General features: G+C 61.4%; 18 protein-coding genes, 1 pseudogene and 1 other annotated feature. Of the genes and pseudogenes, 12 read left to right on the forward strand and 7 right to left on the reverse strand.

The genetic code is table 11. The annotated features are described in order from the left end of the window. Position 1: 1 nt before the first annotated feature. From hisH to hisL, 6 genes are all read right to left on the reverse strand, one after another. Positions 2-592, reverse strand: coding sequence for an imidazole glycerol phosphate synthase subunit HisH (gene hisH / locus ACK3SD_RS06915; protein WP_481127232.1), 591 nt, complete (start codon positions 590-592; stop codon positions 2-4). Continuing rightward, entirely contained in the window at positions 593-1,660 is a 1,068-nt protein-coding gene (hisB, locus tag ACK3SD_RS06920; protein WP_481127233.1) for a bifunctional histidinol-phosphatase/imidazoleglycerol-phosphate dehydratase HisB, read from the reverse strand. Then, positions 1,657-2,766: a histidinol-phosphate transaminase gene (gene hisC, locus ACK3SD_RS06925; RefSeq protein WP_481127234.1), complete on the reverse strand. Its 1,110-nt coding sequence runs from the start codon at positions 2,764-2,766 to the stop codon at positions 1,657-1,659. The genes hisB and hisC overlap by 4 nt, the downstream gene beginning before the upstream one ends. Further along, positions 2,763-4,073: a histidinol dehydrogenase gene (gene hisD, locus ACK3SD_RS06930; RefSeq protein ID WP_481127235.1), complete on the reverse strand. Its 1,311-nt coding sequence runs from the start codon at positions 4,071-4,073 to the stop codon at positions 2,763-2,765. Before hisD ends, hisC begins: the two co-directional genes overlap by 4 nt. Positions 4,074-4,076: 3 nt before the next feature. Then, positions 4,077-4,976 (reverse strand): ATP phosphoribosyltransferase, encoded by a 900-nt coding sequence (hisG, locus tag ACK3SD_RS06935; RefSeq protein WP_137762864.1) that lies wholly within the window; start codon positions 4,974-4,976, stop codon positions 4,077-4,079. A gap of 56 nt (positions 4,977-5,032) precedes the next feature. Next, positions 5,033-5,158, reverse strand: a sequence feature (His leader region). Next, positions 5,134-5,211, reverse strand: coding sequence for a his operon leader peptide (gene hisL / locus ACK3SD_RS06940; protein ID WP_481127510.1), 78 nt, complete (start codon positions 5,209-5,211; stop codon positions 5,134-5,136). (Overlaps the previous feature by 25 nt.) A 172-nt stretch (positions 5,212-5,383) precedes the next feature. On the opposite strand from hisL, the gene ACK3SD_RS06945 reads away from it, so the two are divergent. After that, a complete protein-coding gene (locus tag ACK3SD_RS06945; RefSeq protein ID WP_481127236.1) occupies positions 5,384-6,217 on the forward strand; it encodes an SDR family oxidoreductase in 834 nt (277 codons plus the stop codon). A 46-nt stretch (positions 6,218-6,263) separates the two neighbouring features. On the opposite strand, the gene rhaT is transcribed toward ACK3SD_RS06945, so the two are convergent. After that, entirely contained in the window at positions 6,264-7,298 is a 1,035-nt protein-coding gene (gene rhaT, locus ACK3SD_RS06950) for an L-rhamnose/proton symporter RhaT (protein WP_481127237.1), read from the reverse strand. 1,148 nt (positions 7,299-8,446) lie between these two features. Between rhaT and flhD the strand changes: the two genes are divergently transcribed. The 11 genes and pseudogenes from flhD to ACK3SD_RS07005 all read left to right on the forward strand — a co-directional run bounded on the left by flhD (position 8,447) and on the right by ACK3SD_RS07005 (position 19,133). Then, positions 8,447-8,800: a flagellar transcriptional regulator FlhD gene (flhD, locus tag ACK3SD_RS06955; protein WP_481127238.1), complete on the forward strand. Its 354-nt coding sequence runs from the start codon at positions 8,447-8,449 to the stop codon at positions 8,798-8,800. After that, the gene (flhC, locus tag ACK3SD_RS06960; protein ID WP_137762868.1) at positions 8,800-9,381 is read left to right on the forward strand and encodes a flagellar transcriptional regulator FlhC; all 582 of its coding nucleotides are present in this window, start codon (positions 8,800-8,802) and stop codon (positions 9,379-9,381) included. The genes flhD and flhC overlap by 1 nt, the downstream gene beginning before the upstream one ends. Positions 9,382-9,530: 149 nt before the next feature. Next, positions 9,531-10,403, forward strand: coding sequence for a flagellar motor stator protein MotA (motA, locus tag ACK3SD_RS06965; protein WP_481127239.1), 873 nt, complete (start codon positions 9,531-9,533; stop codon positions 10,401-10,403). After that, the gene (gene motB, locus ACK3SD_RS06970; protein WP_481127240.1) at positions 10,400-11,452 is read left to right on the forward strand and encodes a flagellar motor protein MotB; all 1,053 of its coding nucleotides are present in this window, start codon (positions 10,400-10,402) and stop codon (positions 11,450-11,452) included. Before motA ends, motB begins: the two co-directional genes overlap by 4 nt. A gap of 2 nt (positions 11,453-11,454) precedes the next feature. Further along, a pseudogene (gene cheA / locus ACK3SD_RS06975) lies at positions 11,455-13,415 on the forward strand (chemotaxis protein CheA). Positions 13,416-13,455: 40 nt separating this feature from the next. After that, positions 13,456-13,953: a chemotaxis protein CheW gene (cheW, locus tag ACK3SD_RS06980; protein ID WP_137762872.1), complete on the forward strand. Its 498-nt coding sequence runs from the start codon at positions 13,456-13,458 to the stop codon at positions 13,951-13,953. A gap of 272 nt (positions 13,954-14,225) precedes the next feature. Next, complete coding sequence (locus tag ACK3SD_RS06985) at positions 14,226-14,786, forward strand: fimbrial protein (protein ID WP_481127241.1); 561 nt, start codon at positions 14,226-14,228, stop codon at positions 14,784-14,786. A gap of 121 nt (positions 14,787-14,907) precedes the next feature. Next, a complete protein-coding gene (locus ACK3SD_RS06990) occupies positions 14,908-15,063 on the forward strand; it encodes a hypothetical protein (RefSeq protein ID WP_481127242.1) in 156 nt (51 codons plus the stop codon). 41 nt (positions 15,064-15,104) lie between these two features. After that, complete coding sequence (locus ACK3SD_RS06995) at positions 15,105-17,324, forward strand: fimbria/pilus outer membrane usher protein (RefSeq protein ID WP_481127243.1); 2,220 nt, start codon at positions 15,105-15,107, stop codon at positions 17,322-17,324. 41 nt (positions 17,325-17,365) lie between these two features. Beyond that, positions 17,366-18,091, forward strand: a complete 726-nt coding sequence (locus ACK3SD_RS07000; protein WP_481127244.1) for a fimbrial biogenesis chaperone — start codon at positions 17,366-17,368, stop codon at positions 18,089-18,091. A gap of 4 nt (positions 18,092-18,095) precedes the next feature. Next, on the forward strand, positions 18,096-19,133 hold the full coding sequence (locus ACK3SD_RS07005; RefSeq protein ID WP_481127245.1) for a fimbrial protein: 1,038 nt from the start codon (positions 18,096-18,098) through the stop codon (positions 19,131-19,133). Positions 19,134-19,221 lie beyond the last annotated feature (88 nt).

Here is a 19,221-nt window from a genome sequence, read left to right on the forward strand (position 1 = left end):
CTTACATCTCCAGAAAGTTTTTCAGCAGTTGCGCGCCCGCCGCGCCAGAGCGCTCCGGGTGAAACTGCACGCCGAAGAAGTTGTCTTTGGCGACGGCGGCGGTGAAGGGTTCGCCGTAGTTGGCTTGCGCGATGGTATGGGCGCATACAGGCATGGCGTATCCGTGAACGAAGTAGAAGTAGGCATCGTCGCTGATGCCGCGGAACAGGTGGCTGTCTGCGTTGGCAGTGACCTTGTTCCAGCCCATGTGCGGCAGCGGCAGGCCGTGATCCACCATTTTGGTGACCGGCGTATCAATAATGCCGAGGGTCGGCACGCCGCCGCTCTCCTCGCTGGCGCTGGCCAGCAACTGCATCCCCAGGCAGATGCCCAGCACCGGCTGGGTGCAGGCTTTGATCAGGTCAATCAGATCACGCTCCTCCAGCTGGTCCATAGCCGCCCGCGCGGTGCCGACGCCCGGCAGGAACAGCTTGTCAGCGCGCAGCACAATGTCCGCCTCGCGGCTCACCTGCGGCGTATAGCCGAGGCGCTGGATGGCATAGTTGACGGAGGAGAGGTTGGCGCAGCCGGTATCCAGAATCACCACGTTCATTTACAGCACTCCTTTCGAGCTGGGCAGGGTGTTGCCCTCAACACGGATCGCTTGACGCAGGGTGCGGCCAAAGGCTTTGAACAGGCTCTCCACGCGGTGGTGATCGTTCTTGCCCTTGGTTTTCAGGTGCAGGGTGCAGGCCATGGCGTAGGAGAGCGAGCGGAAGAAGTGCTCCACCATCTCCGTGCTCAGGTCGCCGACGCGCTGGTAGCTGAACTCCGCCTTGAACTCCAGGTGCGGGCGGCCAGAGATGTCCAGCGCGCAACTCGCCTTGCACTCATCCATCGGCAGCACAAAGCCGAAGCGGCCAATGCCGCGCTTGTCGCCCAGCGCCTTGTTCAGCGCCTCGCCCAGCGCCAGCGCCGTGTCCTCCACCGTGTGGTGATCGTCGATGTAGAGATCGCCGTTCACCTCAACGTTCATGCGGAAGCCGCCGTGGGTGGCGATCTGGTCGAGCATGTGGTCGAAGAAGCCGACGCCGGTCTTGATCTTGCTGTCGCCCTCGCGATCGAGCCAGACATCCACGTTGATGTTGGTTTCGCGGGTCACGCGCTTGACGTGGGCGTGGCGGTCACGCTGGGTCAGCTGCTTCTCAATCGCCTTCCAGTTCAGCGTATCGCGCTGGTAGCGCAGGCCAGTGATGCCCATGTTCTGCGCCAGCTGGATATCGGTCTCGCGGTCGCCAATCACATAGCTGTTGGCGGAGTCCATCACGCCGCCCTCAAGGTAGCCGGTCACCAGCGCGGTGCGTGGCTTGCGGCAGGCGCAGTGGTCATCCGGCAGGTGCGGGCAGATCAGGATGTCATCAAAGCGGATGCCCTGCGAGGTGAAGATCTGCATCATCAGGTTATGCGGCGGATCAAAGGTCTCCTGCGGGAAACTGGCGGTGCCGAGGCCATCCTGATTGGTGATCATCACCAACCGGAAGCCCGCCTCCTGGAGTGCCAGCAGGGCCGGGATGGCATCCGGCTCCAGCGCCAGCTTGTCCAGCCGGTCAACCTGGAAATCCTCGGGCGGCTCGGCAATCAGCGTACCGTCACGGTCAATAAACAGAAACTTCTGGCTCACATCGGCTCCTTGCTGGGGCTGGTCATGGTATTGGCGGACACCGCCGGCAGCGCCTTGAGCGCATCAATCACCCGGCGGCACTCTTCACGGGTGCCAACAGTGATGCGCAGGCAGCCGGCCAGTCCCGGTTGCTTGTTTTGGTCTCGCAAGATAATGCCCTGATCCCACAAGGATTTAAAGACATTGGCGGAGTCGGTGAAGCGCGCCAGCACATAATTGCTCTCGCTGGCGAAAACCTGCTCAACGCAGGCACAGCCAGCCAGCGCGTCCATCAATTCGGCGCGGTTCTCCAGCAGGCCAGCCACGCGCTCATACATGGTGGCGATGCCACGTTCACTCAGCGCCTGCGCGGCGATGTCTGCCACCGGCGTGGAGAGCGGGTAGGGGGCGATCACCTTCATCAACAGCGCGATCAGCGGCGCGTTGGCCAGGGTGAAGCCGCAGCGCAGCCCGGCCAGCGCGAAGGCTTTGGAGAGGGTACGCAGCACCGCCAGGTGCGGGTACTCGGCCAGCCAGCCGGTGACGGTAGCCTGCGGGCAGAACTCAATGTAGGCCTCATCCACCACCACGATCGCCTTGCCGCGCGCCATCTCCAGCACCGCGCGGATCGCCTGCGGGTCGACCAGATTGCCGGTCGGGTTGTTCGGGCTGCAAATGTAGATCAGCTTCACGCCATCCAGCGCGGCTTTGATCGCTGGCAGGTCGAGCTGCCAGTCACGCTGCGCTGGCACCGTGCGGCGCTCGACGCCAAAGGTCTCGGCGCTGACGCCATACATGCCGTAGGTCGGCGGGCAGTAGAGCACCGCATCGCGGCCCGGCTCACAGAAGGCGCGGATCAGCAGTTCGATCCCCTCATCCGCGCCCCGGCTCACCAGCACCTGAGAGGTGGACAGGCCAGCGTAGGCGGCGTAGCGCGCCACCACCGTGGCCGGTTGACACTCCGGGTAGCGGTTGAAGGTCTGGGCGGTCAGCGCGAATTGTGGCGCTTCCGGGTACTCATTGGCATTCAGCCAGACGTCGCCGTTGCCGCCAAGGCGGCGCGCCGATTGGTAGGGCGTCAGTTCGCGCACGTTGGCACGTGCCAACGCGAAGATCTCATCGGTCATGGCTGCTGCTCCTTCAGGGCGGCGACCCGCAGGGTCACGGCATTTTTGTGGGCGGTCAGCTGTTCCGCCTGCGCCAGGGTCTCAATGGTCGGTGCCAGTTGCAGCAGGCCCTGCGGCGTCAGCTGTTGCACCGTCATGCGTTTTTGGAAATCGGCCAGCCCAAGGCTGGAGTAGGTCGAGGTGTAGCCATAGGTCGGTAGCACGTGGTTGGTGCCGGAGGCGTAATCGCCAGCGGACTCCGGTGACCAGTCACCGAGGAACACCGAACCGGCGCTGGTGATGCGCTCAACCAGCACTTCCGGCTCACGGGTTTGCAGGATCAGGTGCTCTGGCCCGTAGCGGTTGCTGATCGCCAAACACTCCTCCAAATCCCGCGCCACAATCAGCCGGCTGGCGGCGAGCGCCTGACGGGCAATCTCACTGCGCGACAGGGTGGCGAGCTGGCTCTCCACCGCCTCGGCCACCGCCTGCGCGATGGCGCGATCCGGCGTCAGCAGCACCACTTGGGAGTCCGGGCCGTGCTCCGCCTGTGACAGCAAATCGGCGGCAACGAAGGCCGGGGTAGCGCCGCTGTCGGCAATGACGAGCACTTCGGAGGGGCCAGCCGGCATATCGATGGCCGCGCCATCCAGCCCCTGGCTCACCTGACGTTTCGCCTCGGTGACGTAGGCATTGCCCGGCCCGAAAATCTTGTCCACTTTTGGCACGCTCTCGGTGCCGAAGGCCATCGCAGCAATCGCTTGCGCGCCACCCAACTGGAAGATTTCCTGAATGCCGCACAGCTGCGCGGCGTAGAGGATCTCAGGGGCTACCGGCGGCGGCGAGCAGAGCACCACGCGGCGGCAACCGGCGATACGCGCCGGGGTGGCGAGCATCAGCACCGTCGAGGGCAGTGGTGCAGAGCCACCCGGAATATAGAGGCCCACGGCGTCAATCGGCCGCGTCAGCTGCTGGCAGCGCACGCCCGGCTGGGTTTCGATGTCCACCGGCGGCAGCTTCTGCGCATTGTGGAAGGTGTCGATGTTGCGCACCGCCACCGCCATCGCCTGCTTCACTTCATCGCTGAGGCCCGCAGCGGCGGCGGCAATCTCCGCCTCGCTGACGCGCATAGCGTCAATCTGGGTCTTGTCGAACTGGGCGCTCAGGTCGCGCAGCGCGGCGTCGCCCTCCTGCTTCACGCGGGCGAGGATCGCCTGCACCGTTTCGGTGATGCGGGCCGAGGCGGAGACCGCCGGGCGGGTGAGCAGCGCCTGCTGCTCCTCGGCGCTGCACTGCGCCCAATCAATGATCTGGTCAAAGGCACGCATCATTTACTCCATCATCTTCTCAATCGGCAACACCAGAATGGAGCTGGCACCCAGTGCCTTCAGCTTCTCCATTGTCTCCCAGAATAGGGTTTCGCTGCTGACCATGTGCATCGCCACGCGGTTTTGGTCACCGGCCAGCGGCAGGATGGTCGGGCGTTCCGCGCCCGGCAGCAGGGCGATCACCTCTTCCAGCCGCTCATTCGGCGCGTGCATCATGATGTATTTGGACTCACGCGCCTGAATCACCCCCTGGATGCGGGTCAGCAGCTTGTCGATCAGCAGCTGTTTCGATTGCGGCATCTCGCCGTCGCGCTGGATCAGACAGGCTTTGGAGCGGTAGATCACCTCTACCTCACGCAGGCCGTTGGCCTCCAGCGTTGCGCCGGTGGAGACCAGATCGCAGATGGCGTCCGCCAGACCGGCGCGCGGCGCCACTTCCACCGAGCCGTTCAGCAGGCAGGATTTGAACTCCACGCCCTGCTTGTCGAGGTACTGTTTCAGGATGTGCGGGTAGGAGGTGGCAATGCGGGCATTTTGCAGGCTGCGCGGGCCGGTGTAGTCAAAATCGAGGGCGGTGGCCAGCGACAGGCGGCAGCCGCCAAAATCGAGACGGCGCAGGGTAGTGTAGCGCGGGTCTTCACCTTGGGCGCGGCGGGTCAGCAACTCCTCTTCCAGCACGTTCTCGCCGATGATGCCGAGATCGACCACGCCATCCATCACCAGACCGGGGATGTCATCATCCCGCACGCGCAGAATGTCGATCGGCATATTTTCCGCGAAGGCGATCAGACGCTGCTGTTGCAGGTTGATCTTAATGCCGCAGCGCGCTAGCAGCTCCTGGGAGTCCTCGCTCAGGCGGCCTGACTTCTGCATTGCTATCCGTAAACGTGTTTTATCCAGCATGGTGAACCCTCTTACCCGTAATGTGATGTAAAAATAATCTTTGTGATGAAGGGGTTAAAAAAAAGCCCCCGGAAGAATCTTCCGGGGGCTTTTCGATCGCGTTCCGCCGCCGCTGGAAGATTCGTTAAACGTCTTCCAGCACACATCGCCTGAAAGACTAGTCAGGATGATGGTGATGATGGTGGTTGAATGGAACGCGGTTCATAAATTTCTCGTCTAATTTGGTGGCCGGCATAAAAGCCGTTCAATATTTAACTGTCAATTAACCTAAACCATCGACGACGCGTCGCGCAACCTTTTTTTCAGGGCATGACCGATTTTCATGATGGGCCATATGCGCGACGGCTTGCCCCGTCACGCGGCACACGCTAGCGTAGGGGCCACCAACAGGCCACACAGGAGAGAGTATGAAAAACGTGGCAATCATCGGGCTGGGCTGGCTTGGCCTGCCGCTGGCCATGGCGCTGAAAGCCGAGGGTTATCAGGTGGTAGGCAGCAAGACCACGCCCGATGGCGTGGATGCCGCCCGCATGGCCGGCATTGAGAGCTACCTGCTGGAGATCACGCCAGAGGGGGAGATAGCGTGCGACGCCGATGACCTGTCGGCGCTGCTGAACGTGGACGCGCTGGTGGTCACCTTGCCGGCGCGGCGCACGCCGGAGGGCAGCGCCCACTACCTGCACGCGGTGCAACTGCTGGTGGACAGCGCGCTGGCGCATCAGGTGCCGCGCATTGTCCTCACCAGCTCCACCGCGGTGTATGGCGACGCGCCGGGACGGCGGCAGGAGTCCTCGCCGCTTGAGCCGGCCAGCCACAGCGGCAAGGCGCTGATGACGCTGGAGGAGTGGCTGCACCAGCTGCCGAACACCTCGGTGGACATCCTGCGGTTGGGCGGGCTGGTGGGGCAGGACCGCCACCCCGGCCGGTTCCTCTCTGGCAAGCTGGGGCTGAAAAATGGCTCCCACGGCGTCAATCTGGTGCATCAGGATGATGTGATCGCTGCCATCCAGCTGCTGCTGCGCCAGCCGCAGGGCGGCCATACCTACAACCTCTGCGCGCCGCAGCACCCGCCGAAACGGGACTTCTACCGCCATGCCGCCGACCGGTTGGGCGTGCCGCGCCCGGAGTTTCTGGAGGATGATGGCAGTGAGGGGAAAATCGTCGAAGGTGAGCTGATCTGCCGGGAACTGGGGTTCAGTTACCGCTACCCCGATCCCGACCGGATGCCGGTCAACGGCTAATAAAAAGGGCAGCCCACGGGCTGCCCTTTTTCATGGCGCATTAGGGTCAGGAGGCCATGCCCATGCCGACAATGTTGGCCGCCAGCACAATCACTAGCGCACCGAGGCAGAGGATGCGCGTCGGCTTGGTGCCAGTACTCAGCCATTCCTTCAATAGCAGCCCGACGATGCCGCCGCCCAGCACATAGAAGCTCATGTGCAGCATCCAACTCATGTAGTCATACTTAACCGGGATGCTGGCGTGGCCCCACGCGTAGAAGAAGAACTGCAGATACCACATCACCCCGGCCAGCACCGAGAAGAGTACGTTGGTCAGCAGCACCGAGGAGGCCACCGAGAGATCGGCGCGCAGCGAGAGATCGCGCCGCGTCATCAGGCGGAGGATGCAGAAGCCCAGGTTAATCAGCGCGCCGCCGCCCATGATCACCACGTAGCTCGGCAGCGCCACATAGAGAGGGCTGATGCCGATCTGGGCTGCCGCGTCATGCATCGGCTTGGCAGCGTCCATCGCGAAGGACATGCCAGCGGAGAAGATGCCGCACATCACCGCCAGTGCCAGCCCTTTGCGCAGGTTGAACTCTTCGGCACGGATGCCGAGCGCCCGCTCCTTCAGCAGGCCAGCGTAGGTGACAATGCCGACGCCCACCACCGCCACCAGCACGCCGAGCAGCGTCATGCGGCCGCCGGGGGTGCCAATCATCATGCCGAAGCGCCCCTGGATGATGGGGGTCATCAGGGTGCCGATGATCAGGGTGATGCCGATGGCGATGCCAATGCCGAGCGACATGCCGAGGTAGCGCATCGTCAGGCCATAGCCGATGTTACCGACGCCCCACATCGCGCCGAACAGGAACACCGGCAGCAGCACGCTGGCGCTGAAACTGCCGTAGTAGGCCCAGAAGTCAGGCAGCAGCCAGTAGCTGATGCCCCACGGCAGGATGATCCAGGAGAAGAGGCCGCCGAGTGACCACATGGTTTCCCAGGACCAGTGACGCACCTTCTTGTAGGGGGCATAGAAGCAGGCGGCGCTGGTGGCGCCGACAAAGTGCCAGAATATCCCCAGTACGATAGAACTGCTCATAGAGAACCCTTTGTTGTTGTTGGCAGAGGCCGCCGACGCTGGGCGGCGAGGTAAGGGGCGTGCTAGCACGCTGTCCGGCAGTGTAGGGCGCGCGGCAAGGTCGCCACCTTCCATACAGTGCCATCGCCGCGCCACGGATGGCAGAATTCAGAAGGTCGCCGTGAGAGGGGTCACAGAACCGCGACGGCACGCGGTTCGCGTTAAAAAAGCGGGCAGGGCGGCCAGTTGGGCAACGCGGGAAAATAACAGAGGGGAAAATTTTTTCGCTTTTTTTGCTGATTCATTAAAGTTCCATGAAATAGTGCCGATAATATCCCTTCAATCCCATTGATAATAACTAACCGCAACTACTTTCCCTCTCCTCCTGTCCCTACCGGCCATCAGGGGAATTTGTCATATCAGTGCCATACTGAAGTAACACTTAGTTACATATGCCGCCTTGTTGCGATCGTCCTGTCGTCATCCTTAACCTTCCCTTATCACCTGCTGTTTAAAGCATCAGCATCATCTGCTCCATTAACCTCAATTGTCAGACAGAGGCTATCTCACTGATTCGTTTCAGCCCGTGACAGTAACCCTATGGTCGGTGGGTAATTCTGTATAAACCGCACTCTATTAGAATAAAAAACTGTAAATTGCGTTTTTCTATGCAGATGTTCGAAATGATCTCAAAATGCGCAAATATTTGCCTTTAAGGCAGTCTTTTTAGACAGGTTTTTACATCGCCCTGATTTTTAACTCACTTTTTAGCCACCTAAACGGAATTTTTACGCTTTGCAGCCGTAAAAATAGTTCATTTTTGTGATGTACATCACATTTTTTCGAAAAGGGAATACATCCCTCGTTGTGTCTTCACCGCCTTCAAGAGTAGAGTTGCGCCGATTAGGATTAATCCTAATTAAATGTGTAAAAGCGTTTCAGCGACGAAGCGTTCAGATGTGGAAGGGCCTCCCCAAAACGTAAGTTTTTTTTGACCTTCGGGTCAGTTCTCACAGTTACACAATTTAATTTTTCTAGTTGTATACCAGGATTAGGATTGGGTGCCGATGGACGGCCTGATCGACAGGGTCTGCTTTGGGATAGCCTGAAGTATGAAATATTTTTTTAGCTGGAAGATGTGAAAAAACATCACTGGCTGGGCGGGGTTAATGGATATGTCCGAATTGCTCAAACATATATATGACATTAATTTGTCGTATCTGCTTTTAGCACAGCGTTTAATCAATGATGAAAAGGATTCAGCCATGTTTCGGCTGGGAATTGATGAGGCCATGGCGGATGCGCTGGCGCAGTTGACCCTGCCGCAAATGGTAAAACTGGCTGAAACCAACCAGCTCCTCTGTCAGTTCCGCTTCGACGACCACACCTCTATCTCGCGCCTGACCCAGGCCTCGCGGGTAGATGACCTCCAGCAGATCCACACCGGTATCCTGCTCTCCAGTGACCTGGTGAGACGCGGCGCCCTGGCCGACGGCGGACTCGCGAAGAAAAGGGCAGGGTAATGAGCGAAAAGAGCATCGTCCAGGAGGCCAGGGACATCCAGCTGGCCATGGAACTCATCACCCTGGGCGCGCGCCTGCAAATGCTGGAGAGTGAAACCCAGCTGAGCCGTGGCCGGCTAATCAAGCTCTATAAAGAGCTACGCGGCAGCCCGCCGCCGAAGGGGATGCTGCCGTTCTCCACCGACTGGTTCATGACCTGGGAGCAGAACATCCACTCCTCGATGTTCTACAACGCCTACCAGTTTTTGGTGCAGAAGGGGCGGTGCAGCGGCGTGGAGGCGGTAATCAAAGCCTATCGCCTCTATCTGGAACAGTGCCCGCAACAGCCGGACGCGCCGCCGGTGCTGGCACTGACCCGCGCCTGGACGCTGGTGCGCTTTGTTGACAGCGGCATGTTACAGATGTCGGGTTGCACCTGCTGCGGTGGCACCTTTATCACCCACGCCCACCACCCGGCGCAGGGCTTTGTCTGTAGCCTGTGCCAGCCGCCCTCCCGCGCGGTAAAAAGACGTAAACTTTCGCCGCAACTGGCCGATATTATCCCTGAACTGCTGGACGAGAAGGTCAAGCGCGCAGTTTAAGCGGACGAGCGGCGCCATCAATCCGGGCGGGCCACCAGGCCCGGCCGGTAGCAAGTATCCCCCCGACGTTCCGTGCCCGTGGCGCTATGCCGCGGCGCTCCCCTGTGCGTGACACCCCGCCTTTCAACCACATACATTAAGGAATCATCGTGTTAGTTATCATAGGTTACATCGTGGTCCTCGGCGCGGTTCTCGGCGGCTACATGATGGTCGGCGGCGAGCTGGGTGCGCTTTACCAGCCCTCTGAGCTGGTGATCATCGGCGGCGCGGCGATCGGCGCCTTCTTTGTCGGCAACAACGGCAAATCGATCAAGGCCACCCTGCGGGCGCTTCCCAAGCTGATGCGCGGCTCGAAGTACAACAAGGCGCTCTATATGGATCTGATGGGGCTGCTCTACCGCCTGTTGGCCAAATCACGCCAGCAGGGGATGCTGTCGCTGGAGCGCGATATCGACTCGCCGCCGGAGAGTGAAATTTTCTCTAATTATCCGCGCATCCTGGCCGATAAAGTGCTGATGGAGTACTTAACGGATTACCTGCGCCTGATGGTGAGCGGCAACATGAACGCCCACGAGATTGAGGCGCTGATGGATGAAGAGATCGAAACCTTCGAGCATGAGAGCGAGGTGCCGGCGGGCAGCCTGTCGATGATTGGCGACTCCCTGCCGGCATTCGGCATCGTGGCGGCGGTGATGGGGGTGGTGCACGCGCTGGCCTCCGCCGACCGCCCGGCCGCCGAGCTGGGGGAGCTGATTGCCCACGCGATGGTCGGCACCTTCCTCGGCATCCTGCTGGCCTATGGCTTCATCTCGCCGCTGGCGGCGGTACTGCGCCAGAAGTGCGCCGAGAACGTCAAGATGATGCAGTGCATCAAGGTGACGCTGCTGTCGAGCATCAATGGCTATGCGCCGCAGATCGCGGTGGAGTTTGGCCGTAAGACTCTCTACACCAGCGAGCGCCCCTCCTTTATGGAGCTGGAGGAGCACGTGCGCAAAGTGAAGTCGCCGGGCGGGGATGCATGAAACAGCAAGACGCACGCGTGGTAATCAAGCGCAAGCGGGCTAAACATGGCGGCGGCCACCACGGCGGCTCCTGGAAGATCGCCTATGCCGACTTTATGACTGCCATGATGGCCTTCTTTCTGGTGATGTGGCTTATCTCCATCGCCAGCCCGAAAGAGCTGACGCAGATCGCCGAGTACTTCCGCACGCCGCTGAAGGTGGCGCTGAGCGGCGGCCAGCGCAGCAGCGACAGCGAAAGCCCGATCCCCGGCGGCGGCGATGACCCGACGCGCCATGAGGGCGAGGTGCACAAGGTGGTGGAGCGCTCAGAGAAGATTGAGGAGAACGCCCGGCTGCAAAAGCTGCATGAGGATCTCGACCAGCTGCTGGAATCCGATCCGCGCCTGCGCGCCCTGCGGCCGCACCTGCTGATCACCCTGACCGAGCAGGGGCTGCGCATCCAAATCATCGATAGCCAGAACCGGCCGATGTTCCGCACTGGCAGCGCGCAGGTGGAACCTTACATGCGTGACATTTTGCGCGCCATCGGGCCGATCCTCGATCACTTCCCGAACAAAATCAGTCTGGCGGGCCATACCGATGACATCCCCTATGTCACCGGCGAGCGCGGCTACAGCAACTGGGAGCTGTCTGCTGACCGCGCCAACGCCAGCCGGCGCGAGCTGGTCTACGGCGGCCTGAGCGAGGGCAAGGTACTGCGGGTGATGGGGCTGGCAGCCACCATGCAGCTGCGCAACCACGAGGCGGGTGACGCCATCAACCGCCGCATCAGCATTCTGGTGCTGAACAAAGAGGCGCAACAAAACATTGAGCGGGAGAACAGCGAGGGCAGCGGCGTCACACTGAGCCAGCCCGGCGCGCTGTCAGCGATGACCCCGGCCGGTCAGGCCGGTGCGCCAGCGGCTACCCCGCCACAGACTCAACAACCGACCCCGGTGACGGCGCCTGCGCCGGCGGCGGCCCCGGACGCGCCGCCCAGCGCCGCGCTGCCGGCCGCCCCAGCCAGCCCGGCCGGTCAGCCGCGACTCACAGCAGAGGTGACACCGTGAGCATGGATATCAGTGATTTTTACCAGACGTTTTTCGACGAGGCGGATGAACTGCTGGCGGACATGGAGCAGCACCTGCTGCTGCTCGATCCGCACAGCCCGGACATTGAGCAGCTCAACGCGATCTTCCGCGCGGCGCACTCGATCAAGGGCGGGGCGGCCACCTTTGGCTTTTCAGTGCTCCAGGAGACCACCCACCTGCTGGAGAACCTGCTGGATGGGGCGCGCCGCAGCGAGATGCAGCTAAGCACCGAGATTATCAACCTGTTTTTGGAAACCAAAGATATTATGCAGGAGCAGTTGGACGCGTATAAATCTTCCCAGGACCCGGACGCCGGGAGCTTCACTTACATCTGCGAAGCCCTGCGCCAGCTGGCCCTTGAGGCGCAGGGCGGTGACGCACCGGCCGCGGCGCCTGCCCCGGCCGCCCACCCCGCGCCGGTGGCCGCCGCGCCGCAACCTGCCGCCAACGGCGGCCTGCGCGTCTGCCTGACTGGGCTGAAGCCGCAGGAGATCCCGCTGATGCTGGAGGAGTTGGGCAACCTCGGTGAGGTGACCGATGCGCAGCAGGGGAGAACAGTCTGGAGGCGACGCTGCATAGCTCGGTCAGCGAGGATGATATTAGCGCCGTGCTCTGCTTTGTGCTGGAGCCAGACCAGATAAGCTTTGGCGCACCGCCGCCGCCAGCCCCGGCCGCCGCCCCGGCTGTGGTGGAGACCGCCGCGCCCGTGGCGAAAGCCGCCGAGCCAGCCAAGGCGCGCGCCGCCGCCAAACCCGCCGAATCTACCAGCATCCGCGTGGCGGTTGAGAAGGTCGACCAGCTGATTAACCTGGTGGGCGAACTGGTGATCACCCAGTCGATGCTGGCGCAGCGCTCCGGCACCCTCGACCCGGTCAACCACGGCGACCTGCTCAACAGCATGGGCCAGCTGGAGCGCAACGCGCGTGACCTGCAAGAGTCGGTGATGTCGATCCGCATGATGCCGATGGAGTACGTCTTCAGCCGCTTCCCGCGTCTGGTGCGCGATCTGGCCAGCAAACTGGGCAAGCAGGTGGAGCTGACATTGCAGGGCAGTTCCACCGAACTGGACAAAAGCCTGATTGAACGCATCATCGACCCGCTGACACACTTGGTGCGCAATAGCCTCGACCACGGCATTGAGAACGCCGCCACCCGGCAAGCCAACGGCAAAAGCCCGGTGGGCAACCTGATCCTCTCGGCGGAGCATCAGGGCGGTAACATCTGCATCGAGGTGGTTGATGACGGCGCGGGCCTCAACCGCGAGCGCATTCTGGCGAAAGCCGCCTCCTCCGGCCTGCCGGTCAGCGACAGCATGACCGATGAAGAGGTCGGGATGCTGATCTTCGCGCCGGGCTTCTCCACCGCCGAGCAGGTGACGGACGTCTCCGGCCGTGGCGTCGGCATGGACGTGGTGAAGCGGAACATTCAGGAGATGGGTGGCCACGTTGAGATCCACTCCCAGCAGGGCAAAGGCACCACCATCCGCATCTTGCTGCCGCTGACGCTGGCGATCCTCGACGGCATGTCGGTCAAGGTAGGCAACGAGGTGTTTATCCTGCCGCTGAATGCGGTGATGGAGTCGCTGCAACCGCTGGCGGAGGATCTCCACCCACTGGCTGGCGGCGAGCGGGTGTTGCAGGTGCGCGGCGAGTACCTGCCGCTGGTGGAGCTGTTCCGAGTCTTTGACGTGGCAGGCGCCCGCACCGAGGCGACGCAGGGCATCGTGGTGATCCTGCAGAGCGCCGGGCGACGCTACGCCCTGTTGGTTGATCAATTGATTGGCCAGCACCAGGTGGTGGTCAAGAATCTGGAGAGCAACTATCGCAAGGTGCCGGGGATCTCCGCGGCCACCATTCTGGGCGACGGCAGCGTGGCGCTGATCGTTGATGTCTCCGCGCTTCAGGCGCTGAACCGGGAAAAGCGGGTGACGGTCGCCGCCTGAGGCGACCCTGATCCCATCGCAACATAGGTAGGAAATGAACATGGCTGGACTGGCAACTGTGACAAAACTGGCGGGTGAGACGGTAGGGCAGGAGTTCCTGATCTTCACGCTCGGTGACGAAGAGTATGGGATTGATATCCTCAAGGTGCAGGAGATCCGCGGTTACGATCAGGTGACGCGCATCGCCAACACCCCGGCCTTTATCAAGGGCGTCACCAACCTGCGCGGTGTGATTGTGCCGATCATCGACCTGCGGGTGAAGTTCGCCCAGCAGGGTGTGGAGTACAATGACAACACCGTGGTGATCGTGCTCAATCTGGAGCAGCGCGTGGTGGGCATCGTGGTGGATGGCGTCTCGGATGTGCTCTCGCTGACGGCTGAGCAGATCCGCCCGGCACCGGAGTTTGCGGTTACGCTGGCGACCGAGTACCTCACCGGCCTCGGTTCACTGGGTGAGCGGATGCTGATTCTGGTGGACATTGAGCGGCTGCTCAGCAGCGAGGAGATGGCGCTGATTGAGAGCGTCGCCAAAGCCTGATAAATCAACCCCCGCCAAGGGGGTTTTTTATTTTACCCCCTCTCTATTTCTCTCTATTAATAAGTAAATCGCGGGCCTATTGAATTTTTCCGCATTATTTCCGTTACGATTTTTCTGAAGGGTCTGGAGTGGTTAATTTCAGCGCTAATTAATCAATTATTGTTAATTGTTAAATTGAAAACGTCAGCCTGCTTATTTATTCTTTGCGTGAATTCAATAGGGGTGCTTTGACGAGTGCCCGTGCCGAAATTTATTAATTTTGTGAGGAATATATGTTATCTTTCAAAAAAAGTCTTCTTTGTCTGGCGGCATCGACTCTGCTGGTTGCCGGTGGCGCATTGGCTGACGCAGGCCAGGGCCAAGGGAAAATTACCTTTAAAGGTGTGGTGATTGACGCGCCATGCTCCATCTCGCCAGACAGCGTAGATATGGACGTGAACCTCGGTGAAGCCTCCACGGCGTCCTTGAAGGCAGGCACCACCGCCCCGGTCAGCTTCAAGATCAAATTGCAGGATTGCCAGCTGGATGATGGGTCGGGCACCCCGGTAGCCACCAAGGTTGGCGTCACCTTCAACAGCAGCAGCGTTGTGGCTACCTCTCCCAACATTCTGGCGAACACCCGTGGGCTGGAAGGGGCGCACAACGTCGGCGTACGCCTGCTGAAAGAGGATGAGAGCCACATTGATTTGGGCGTGGAGCAAGACGTGTCGCTGGTCGGCATGAATGAAGTACAGGTTCTGACCTTCAAGGCGCACATGGAAACTCTGCCATCTGGCTTGCCAACCCCAGGTGCCGTCGAAGCCAATGCCACCTATGTGCTTAATTATCTATAATGAATACGATGGTAAGTAATTTATTGCCGGAGGGTGACTTCCGGCACCTAAATTAATTTCACTTGCTGGTGCCCCCACTATTATGAGCGCGTCCACGTGCGTTATTCGCCAGGGTGTAATAATGGCGGTGCTGGCGATGATGTTACATGCCGCGCCAGCACCTGCCGTTGAGTTCAATATTAACGCCATCGATGCGGATGTGCGGGGGAATATCAACCTCGCCGCCTTCGCACAGGCGGGAAATATTGCACCGGGCGACTACCTGCTGTCACCCTGAATGGCGAACCCCTGCCGGATCGCTATTTACTGCGTTGGCGAATGGTGCCGAATAACCCGGTGCCGCAACTCTGTGTGCCGCCGTCGCTGGCGGGCATGCTCGGCCTACAGCCGCAAATTCTGCATGCGCTGCCGTTGCGTGACGGCTGCGTCGCGTTCGACAGCCGCCCGGAAATCACCTTCACCCTCGATCAGGCCAACCAGCGGCTGGTGGTGCGCATCCCACAGGCGTGGCTGGCCTACAACCCGCGTGACTGGACGCCGCCCTCCCATTGGGATCCGGGCGTTAGCGGCGTGCTTCTCGACTACAACCTGTTTGCCAGCCGCACCCACTCCCATGACACCGGCGTGAGCCGCAGCCTGAGTGGCTATGGCACCGCGGGCATCAACCTTGGCGCGTGGCGGCTGCGCTCTGATCTGCAATACAGCGCCGACAGCTCGGAAGAGGGCGGCACCAGCCAAGACTTCAGCCAGCCGCAGCTCTACCTCTACCGGCCGCTGCCGTCGCTGGGCGCGCGGCTGACGCTGGGGCAGAGCACGCTGCGCTCAGACATCTTTGATGGCTTCTCCTTCACTGGCGCGACCTTGCAAACCGACGAGCGGATGCTGCCCTATAACCTGCGCGGGTACGCCCCGCAGGTGAGTGGGCTGGCCAAAACCAACGCCCACGTGATCGTCAGCCAGAATGGCCGCGTGCTCTACCGCACCGACGTCGCGCCCGGCCCCTTTGTGATCCGCGACCTGAGCGATGCGATTCAGGGCACGCTGGATGTGCGGGTCGAGGAGGAGGATGGGCAGGTGAACACCTTCAAGGTGGAGGCCGCCTCGGTGCCGTTCCTGACCCGCCAGGGCCAGGTACGCTACAGCCTGGCTGGGGGCCGCGTGGATGAGCAGGGGGGCGACACCTGGGTCAAGCCAGCCTTCACCAGCGCCGAGTTCTCCTGGGGGGCGTTCAGCCAGACCTCGCTCTATGGTGGCCTGCTGTTGAGCGACAGCGACTACCGCGCCGCTTCCGTGGGGGTGGGGCAGAACATGACCTGGCTGGGCGCCATCTCCTTTGACATCACCCAGTCGCAGGCGCAGTTGCCGCACCGGGCGGCGCAGCGCGGCAACAGCTACCGCATCAACTACAACAAGCGCTTTGCCGGCTCGCAGAGCGAGGTGAGTCTGGCCGGCTACCGCCACGCCAGCCGGGACTTTATGTCGATGCAGGACTTTACCCGCGGCGGCCCGGAACCCGGCGAGACTGAAAAGGAGACCTTCAGCCTCACCTTCAGCCAGATGATCCAGCCGCTCTCGCTCTCGCTGCTGCTTAGCCTGCGCAACCAGACCTACTGGGAGGGCAGCTCCAGCAACACCTACAGCGCCACGCTGGGCCGCTCCTTTAACATTGGCCGCTTTCGCAACATCTCCGCCTCGCTCTCCCTCAACCGCACGGAGGATGAGGAGGGGAAGGCCGATCGCCAGATCTACCTGACCGTCAGCGTGCCGCTCAGCGAGACCGGCCGCCTTGGCTACACCCTGCAACAGGATGACGGAGTGGATAACACCCTGACCTACTCCAGCACCCCAAACCCGAACACCAACTGGAGCCTCAGCGCTGGCGATCAGGCCGACGGCAACGGCGTGCTGACACGCGCCAACTACCAGCACCGCAGCGCGCTCGGCGAGCTGTCGCTGGCCGGCAGCTACAAGCGTGAGGATTACAACTCCCTCAGTGCTGGCTGGAGCGGCTCCTTCACCGCCACCCGCCACGGCGCGGCGCTGCACCGCAACAGCACCGCCGACGCGCCACGGCTGATGGTAGACGGCGACGGTGTGGCCGGTATCCCGATCAACGGTGGCGTGGCGGTGACCAACCGCTTTGGCGTGGCGGTGATCCCCTCCCTGTCCAGCTACCTGCCGACGGAGGCGCAGGTGGATGTCAACCACCTGCCTGACGGGGTAGATGTGCGCAACAATGTGATACGCCAGACGCTGACCGAGGGCGCCATCGGCTATCGTTCCCTGAAGGCGGTCAAAGGCCGCTATGCCACCGCGGTCATCACCCTACAGAACGGCGCCTATCCGCCGCTGGGATCCGAGGTGGTGGATGAGGCCAGCGGCGTGTCGGCTGGCATGGTCAGCGAACAAGGGCAGGTCTATCTACAGGGCGTCACCCCCGGCCACCGCTACCGCCTGCGGTGGGGCGAAGCGGGGTGCAGCCTGACACTGCCGGAGACCTTCAGCGGCGAGGGCATGTTGCTGCTGCCATGCCGTTAACCATTTTCGCCGGCCTGGCCGGCATTGACCGGAGGTAAACCATGATGAAACGTTTTCTGGCGTTAGCCATGCTCAGCGTGCTGCCACTGGCCGCGCAGGCGGCCATCAACCTTGACCGTACCCGCATCATTGCCACGGAGGGCGAAAAGTCAGTCAGCCTGACGCTCAACAACCAGAGTACCCACCTGCCATACCTCGCCCAGTCTTGGGTGGAGGATGAGGCGGGCCAGAAAAACAGCGCCGTGTTCATGGTGCTGCCGCCGTTGCAGCGGCTGGAGCCGCAGGCGCGCAGCCAGGTCAGGCTGGTGCGCCAGCCGGGTGCGGATGCCCTGCCCAAGGATCGCGAGAGCTTGTTCTACTTCAACGTGCGCGAAGTGCCGCCCAAGAGCGACAAGGAGAGCGTCTTGCAGGTGGCGACGCAAAGCCGCATCAAGCTGTTCTACCGGCCATCGGCACTGGCCAAAGTGCCGGATACCCCCTGGCAGGAGCGGCTGGAGGTGACGCGCAGTAGCTCGGGCATGACGCTGCATAATCCCACGCCGTACTACGTGACGCTGGGCTATGCCGGCAATCCGGGGCAGAAGGGGCTGGCGCAGTTTGCTGGCGTGATGCTCAAGCCGTTTGGCAGTGAGCAGGTCGAGGGGACGGCAGCGCTGCATGAGCGCTTCAACCTGGGTTACATCAATGACTTCGGCGCTCTGATGCTGCTTGAAACCCGTTGTACGGCGGGGGAACGCTGCACCCTGACCCGGTCGACCTCGAGGTGACAGCATGGTCAAGATCTGGATAGTGCTGCTGGGGCTGCTGCTGGGCGGCCCGGCGTTCGCGATGGATTGCTACCTGAACAATGAGGGGGGGCCGGTGGAGTTCACCGCCACCGTCGATCCCTTTGCGGTGCCCTCCAATGCGCAGGCTGGCGAGAAAATCTGGGAGAGCAGCGAGTTCAACATCACCGTCTACTGCACCCATAACTACGCCGACAATATGGAGAAAGAGGACATCTACGCGTGGATTGACCCCTATGGCGGCAGTTCTGATCCCTACTATCAGCTTGGCGTCACCTACAATGGCGCGGATTATGACGCCATTGGCGCGCCGGTCGGGCTGGACTCCGGCGTCTGCATTGACAATAACGCTTTTACCCACACTGTGCCCTGGCCTGAACTATATGACAAGCTGTGCAGCGGCTCGCCCAAAAGCATGACCTTTGGTGCCAGCCTGCCGGCGCGCTTCTTGCTCTACGTCAAACTGAAGGCGATGCCGCCGCCCGGCTATGTCACCACGCTGCCCTCGAACTTTACGGTGGTGCAATTTGATGGCAAGGGGGGCGTCAACACGCTGGCCGACGCCAAAAACCTCAAATACCGGGTCACTGGGCTGAACAATATCCGGGTGCTGGATTGCGGCGCGACGTTCTCGATCTTCCCGCCAGATCAGGTGGTGGATTTCGGTGCCTTCAGCAGCAAGAATGTGCAGGCGCAGCCACTCCAGCGTGACTTCACCGTCAAGGCCAACAAGGTGCAGGATGCGACATGCAGTGAAGGCTTCAAGATGACGGCGGAGTTCTATACCGACGCGCCTCTGCTGAGCGACCGGCAGGCGATCGATCTGCAAAATGGTCTGATGCTGCAAATCCTAGAGCAGGAGCAACCGCTGACCTTCAACACCTACACCGATTTTGCCGATTTCACCGGCGGCAACATGAGCTGGGAACGCCGCTATCAGGCGCGCATCTCGCCTGCGCCCGGCGGCACTATCCAGCCCGGTCCCTTCAGCAGCACAGTGATCTTCAAGGTCTCTTACTACTAAACGTGGCGGCAGGCAAGGCTCACCCGGCCTGCCGCGCGCTTTTCAATAAAAGCCGCATAAAGTTCCCCTCTCTGGTGCCGATAACCTG

Source organism: Chimaeribacter sp. YP20170169, from assembly GCF_056739715.1.

Excerpts from the sequence above, each read along its gene's own strand:
- flhC (WP_137762868.1), top strand. The coding sequence starts at position 8,800 with ATGAGCGAAAAGAGCATCGTCCAGGAGGCCAGGGACATCCAGCTGGCC.
- flhD (WP_481127238.1), top strand. The coding sequence starts at position 8,447 with ATGGATATGTCCGAATTGCTCAAACATATATATGACATTAATTTGTCG.
- motB (WP_481127240.1), top strand. The coding sequence starts at position 10,400 with ATGAAACAGCAAGACGCACGCGTGGTAATCAAGCGCAAGCGGGCTAAA.
- hisH (WP_481127232.1), bottom strand. The coding sequence starts at position 592 with ATGAACGTGGTGATTCTGGATACCGGCTGCGCCAACCTCTCCTCCGTC.
- hisC (WP_481127234.1), bottom strand. The coding sequence starts at position 2,766 with ATGACCGATGAGATCTTCGCGTTGGCACGTGCCAACGTGCGCGAACTG.
- ACK3SD_RS07005 (WP_481127245.1), top strand. The coding sequence starts at position 18,096 with ATGGTCAAGATCTGGATAGTGCTGCTGGGGCTGCTGCTGGGCGGCCCG.
- ACK3SD_RS06945 (WP_481127236.1), top strand. The coding sequence starts at position 5,384 with ATGAAAAACGTGGCAATCATCGGGCTGGGCTGGCTTGGCCTGCCGCTG.
- rhaT (WP_481127237.1), bottom strand. The coding sequence starts at position 7,298 with ATGAGCAGTTCTATCGTACTGGGGATATTCTGGCACTTTGTCGGCGCC.
- ACK3SD_RS07000 (WP_481127244.1), top strand. The coding sequence starts at position 17,366 with ATGATGAAACGTTTTCTGGCGTTAGCCATGCTCAGCGTGCTGCCACTG.
- hisL (WP_481127510.1), bottom strand. The coding sequence starts at position 5,211 with ATGCCGGCCACCAAATTAGACGAGAAATTTATGAACCGCGTTCCATTC.
- ACK3SD_RS06995 (WP_481127243.1), top strand. The coding sequence starts at position 15,105 with ATGGTGCCGAATAACCCGGTGCCGCAACTCTGTGTGCCGCCGTCGCTG.
- hisG (WP_137762864.1), bottom strand. The coding sequence starts at position 4,976 with ATGCTGGATAAAACACGTTTACGGATAGCAATGCAGAAGTCAGGCCGC.
- hisD (WP_481127235.1), bottom strand. The coding sequence starts at position 4,073 with ATGCGTGCCTTTGACCAGATCATTGATTGGGCGCAGTGCAGCGCCGAG.
- ACK3SD_RS06990 (WP_481127242.1), top strand. The coding sequence starts at position 14,908 with ATGGCGGTGCTGGCGATGATGTTACATGCCGCGCCAGCACCTGCCGTT.
- cheW (WP_137762872.1), top strand. The coding sequence starts at position 13,456 with ATGGCTGGACTGGCAACTGTGACAAAACTGGCGGGTGAGACGGTAGGG.
- ACK3SD_RS06985 (WP_481127241.1), top strand. The coding sequence starts at position 14,226 with ATGTTATCTTTCAAAAAAAGTCTTCTTTGTCTGGCGGCATCGACTCTG.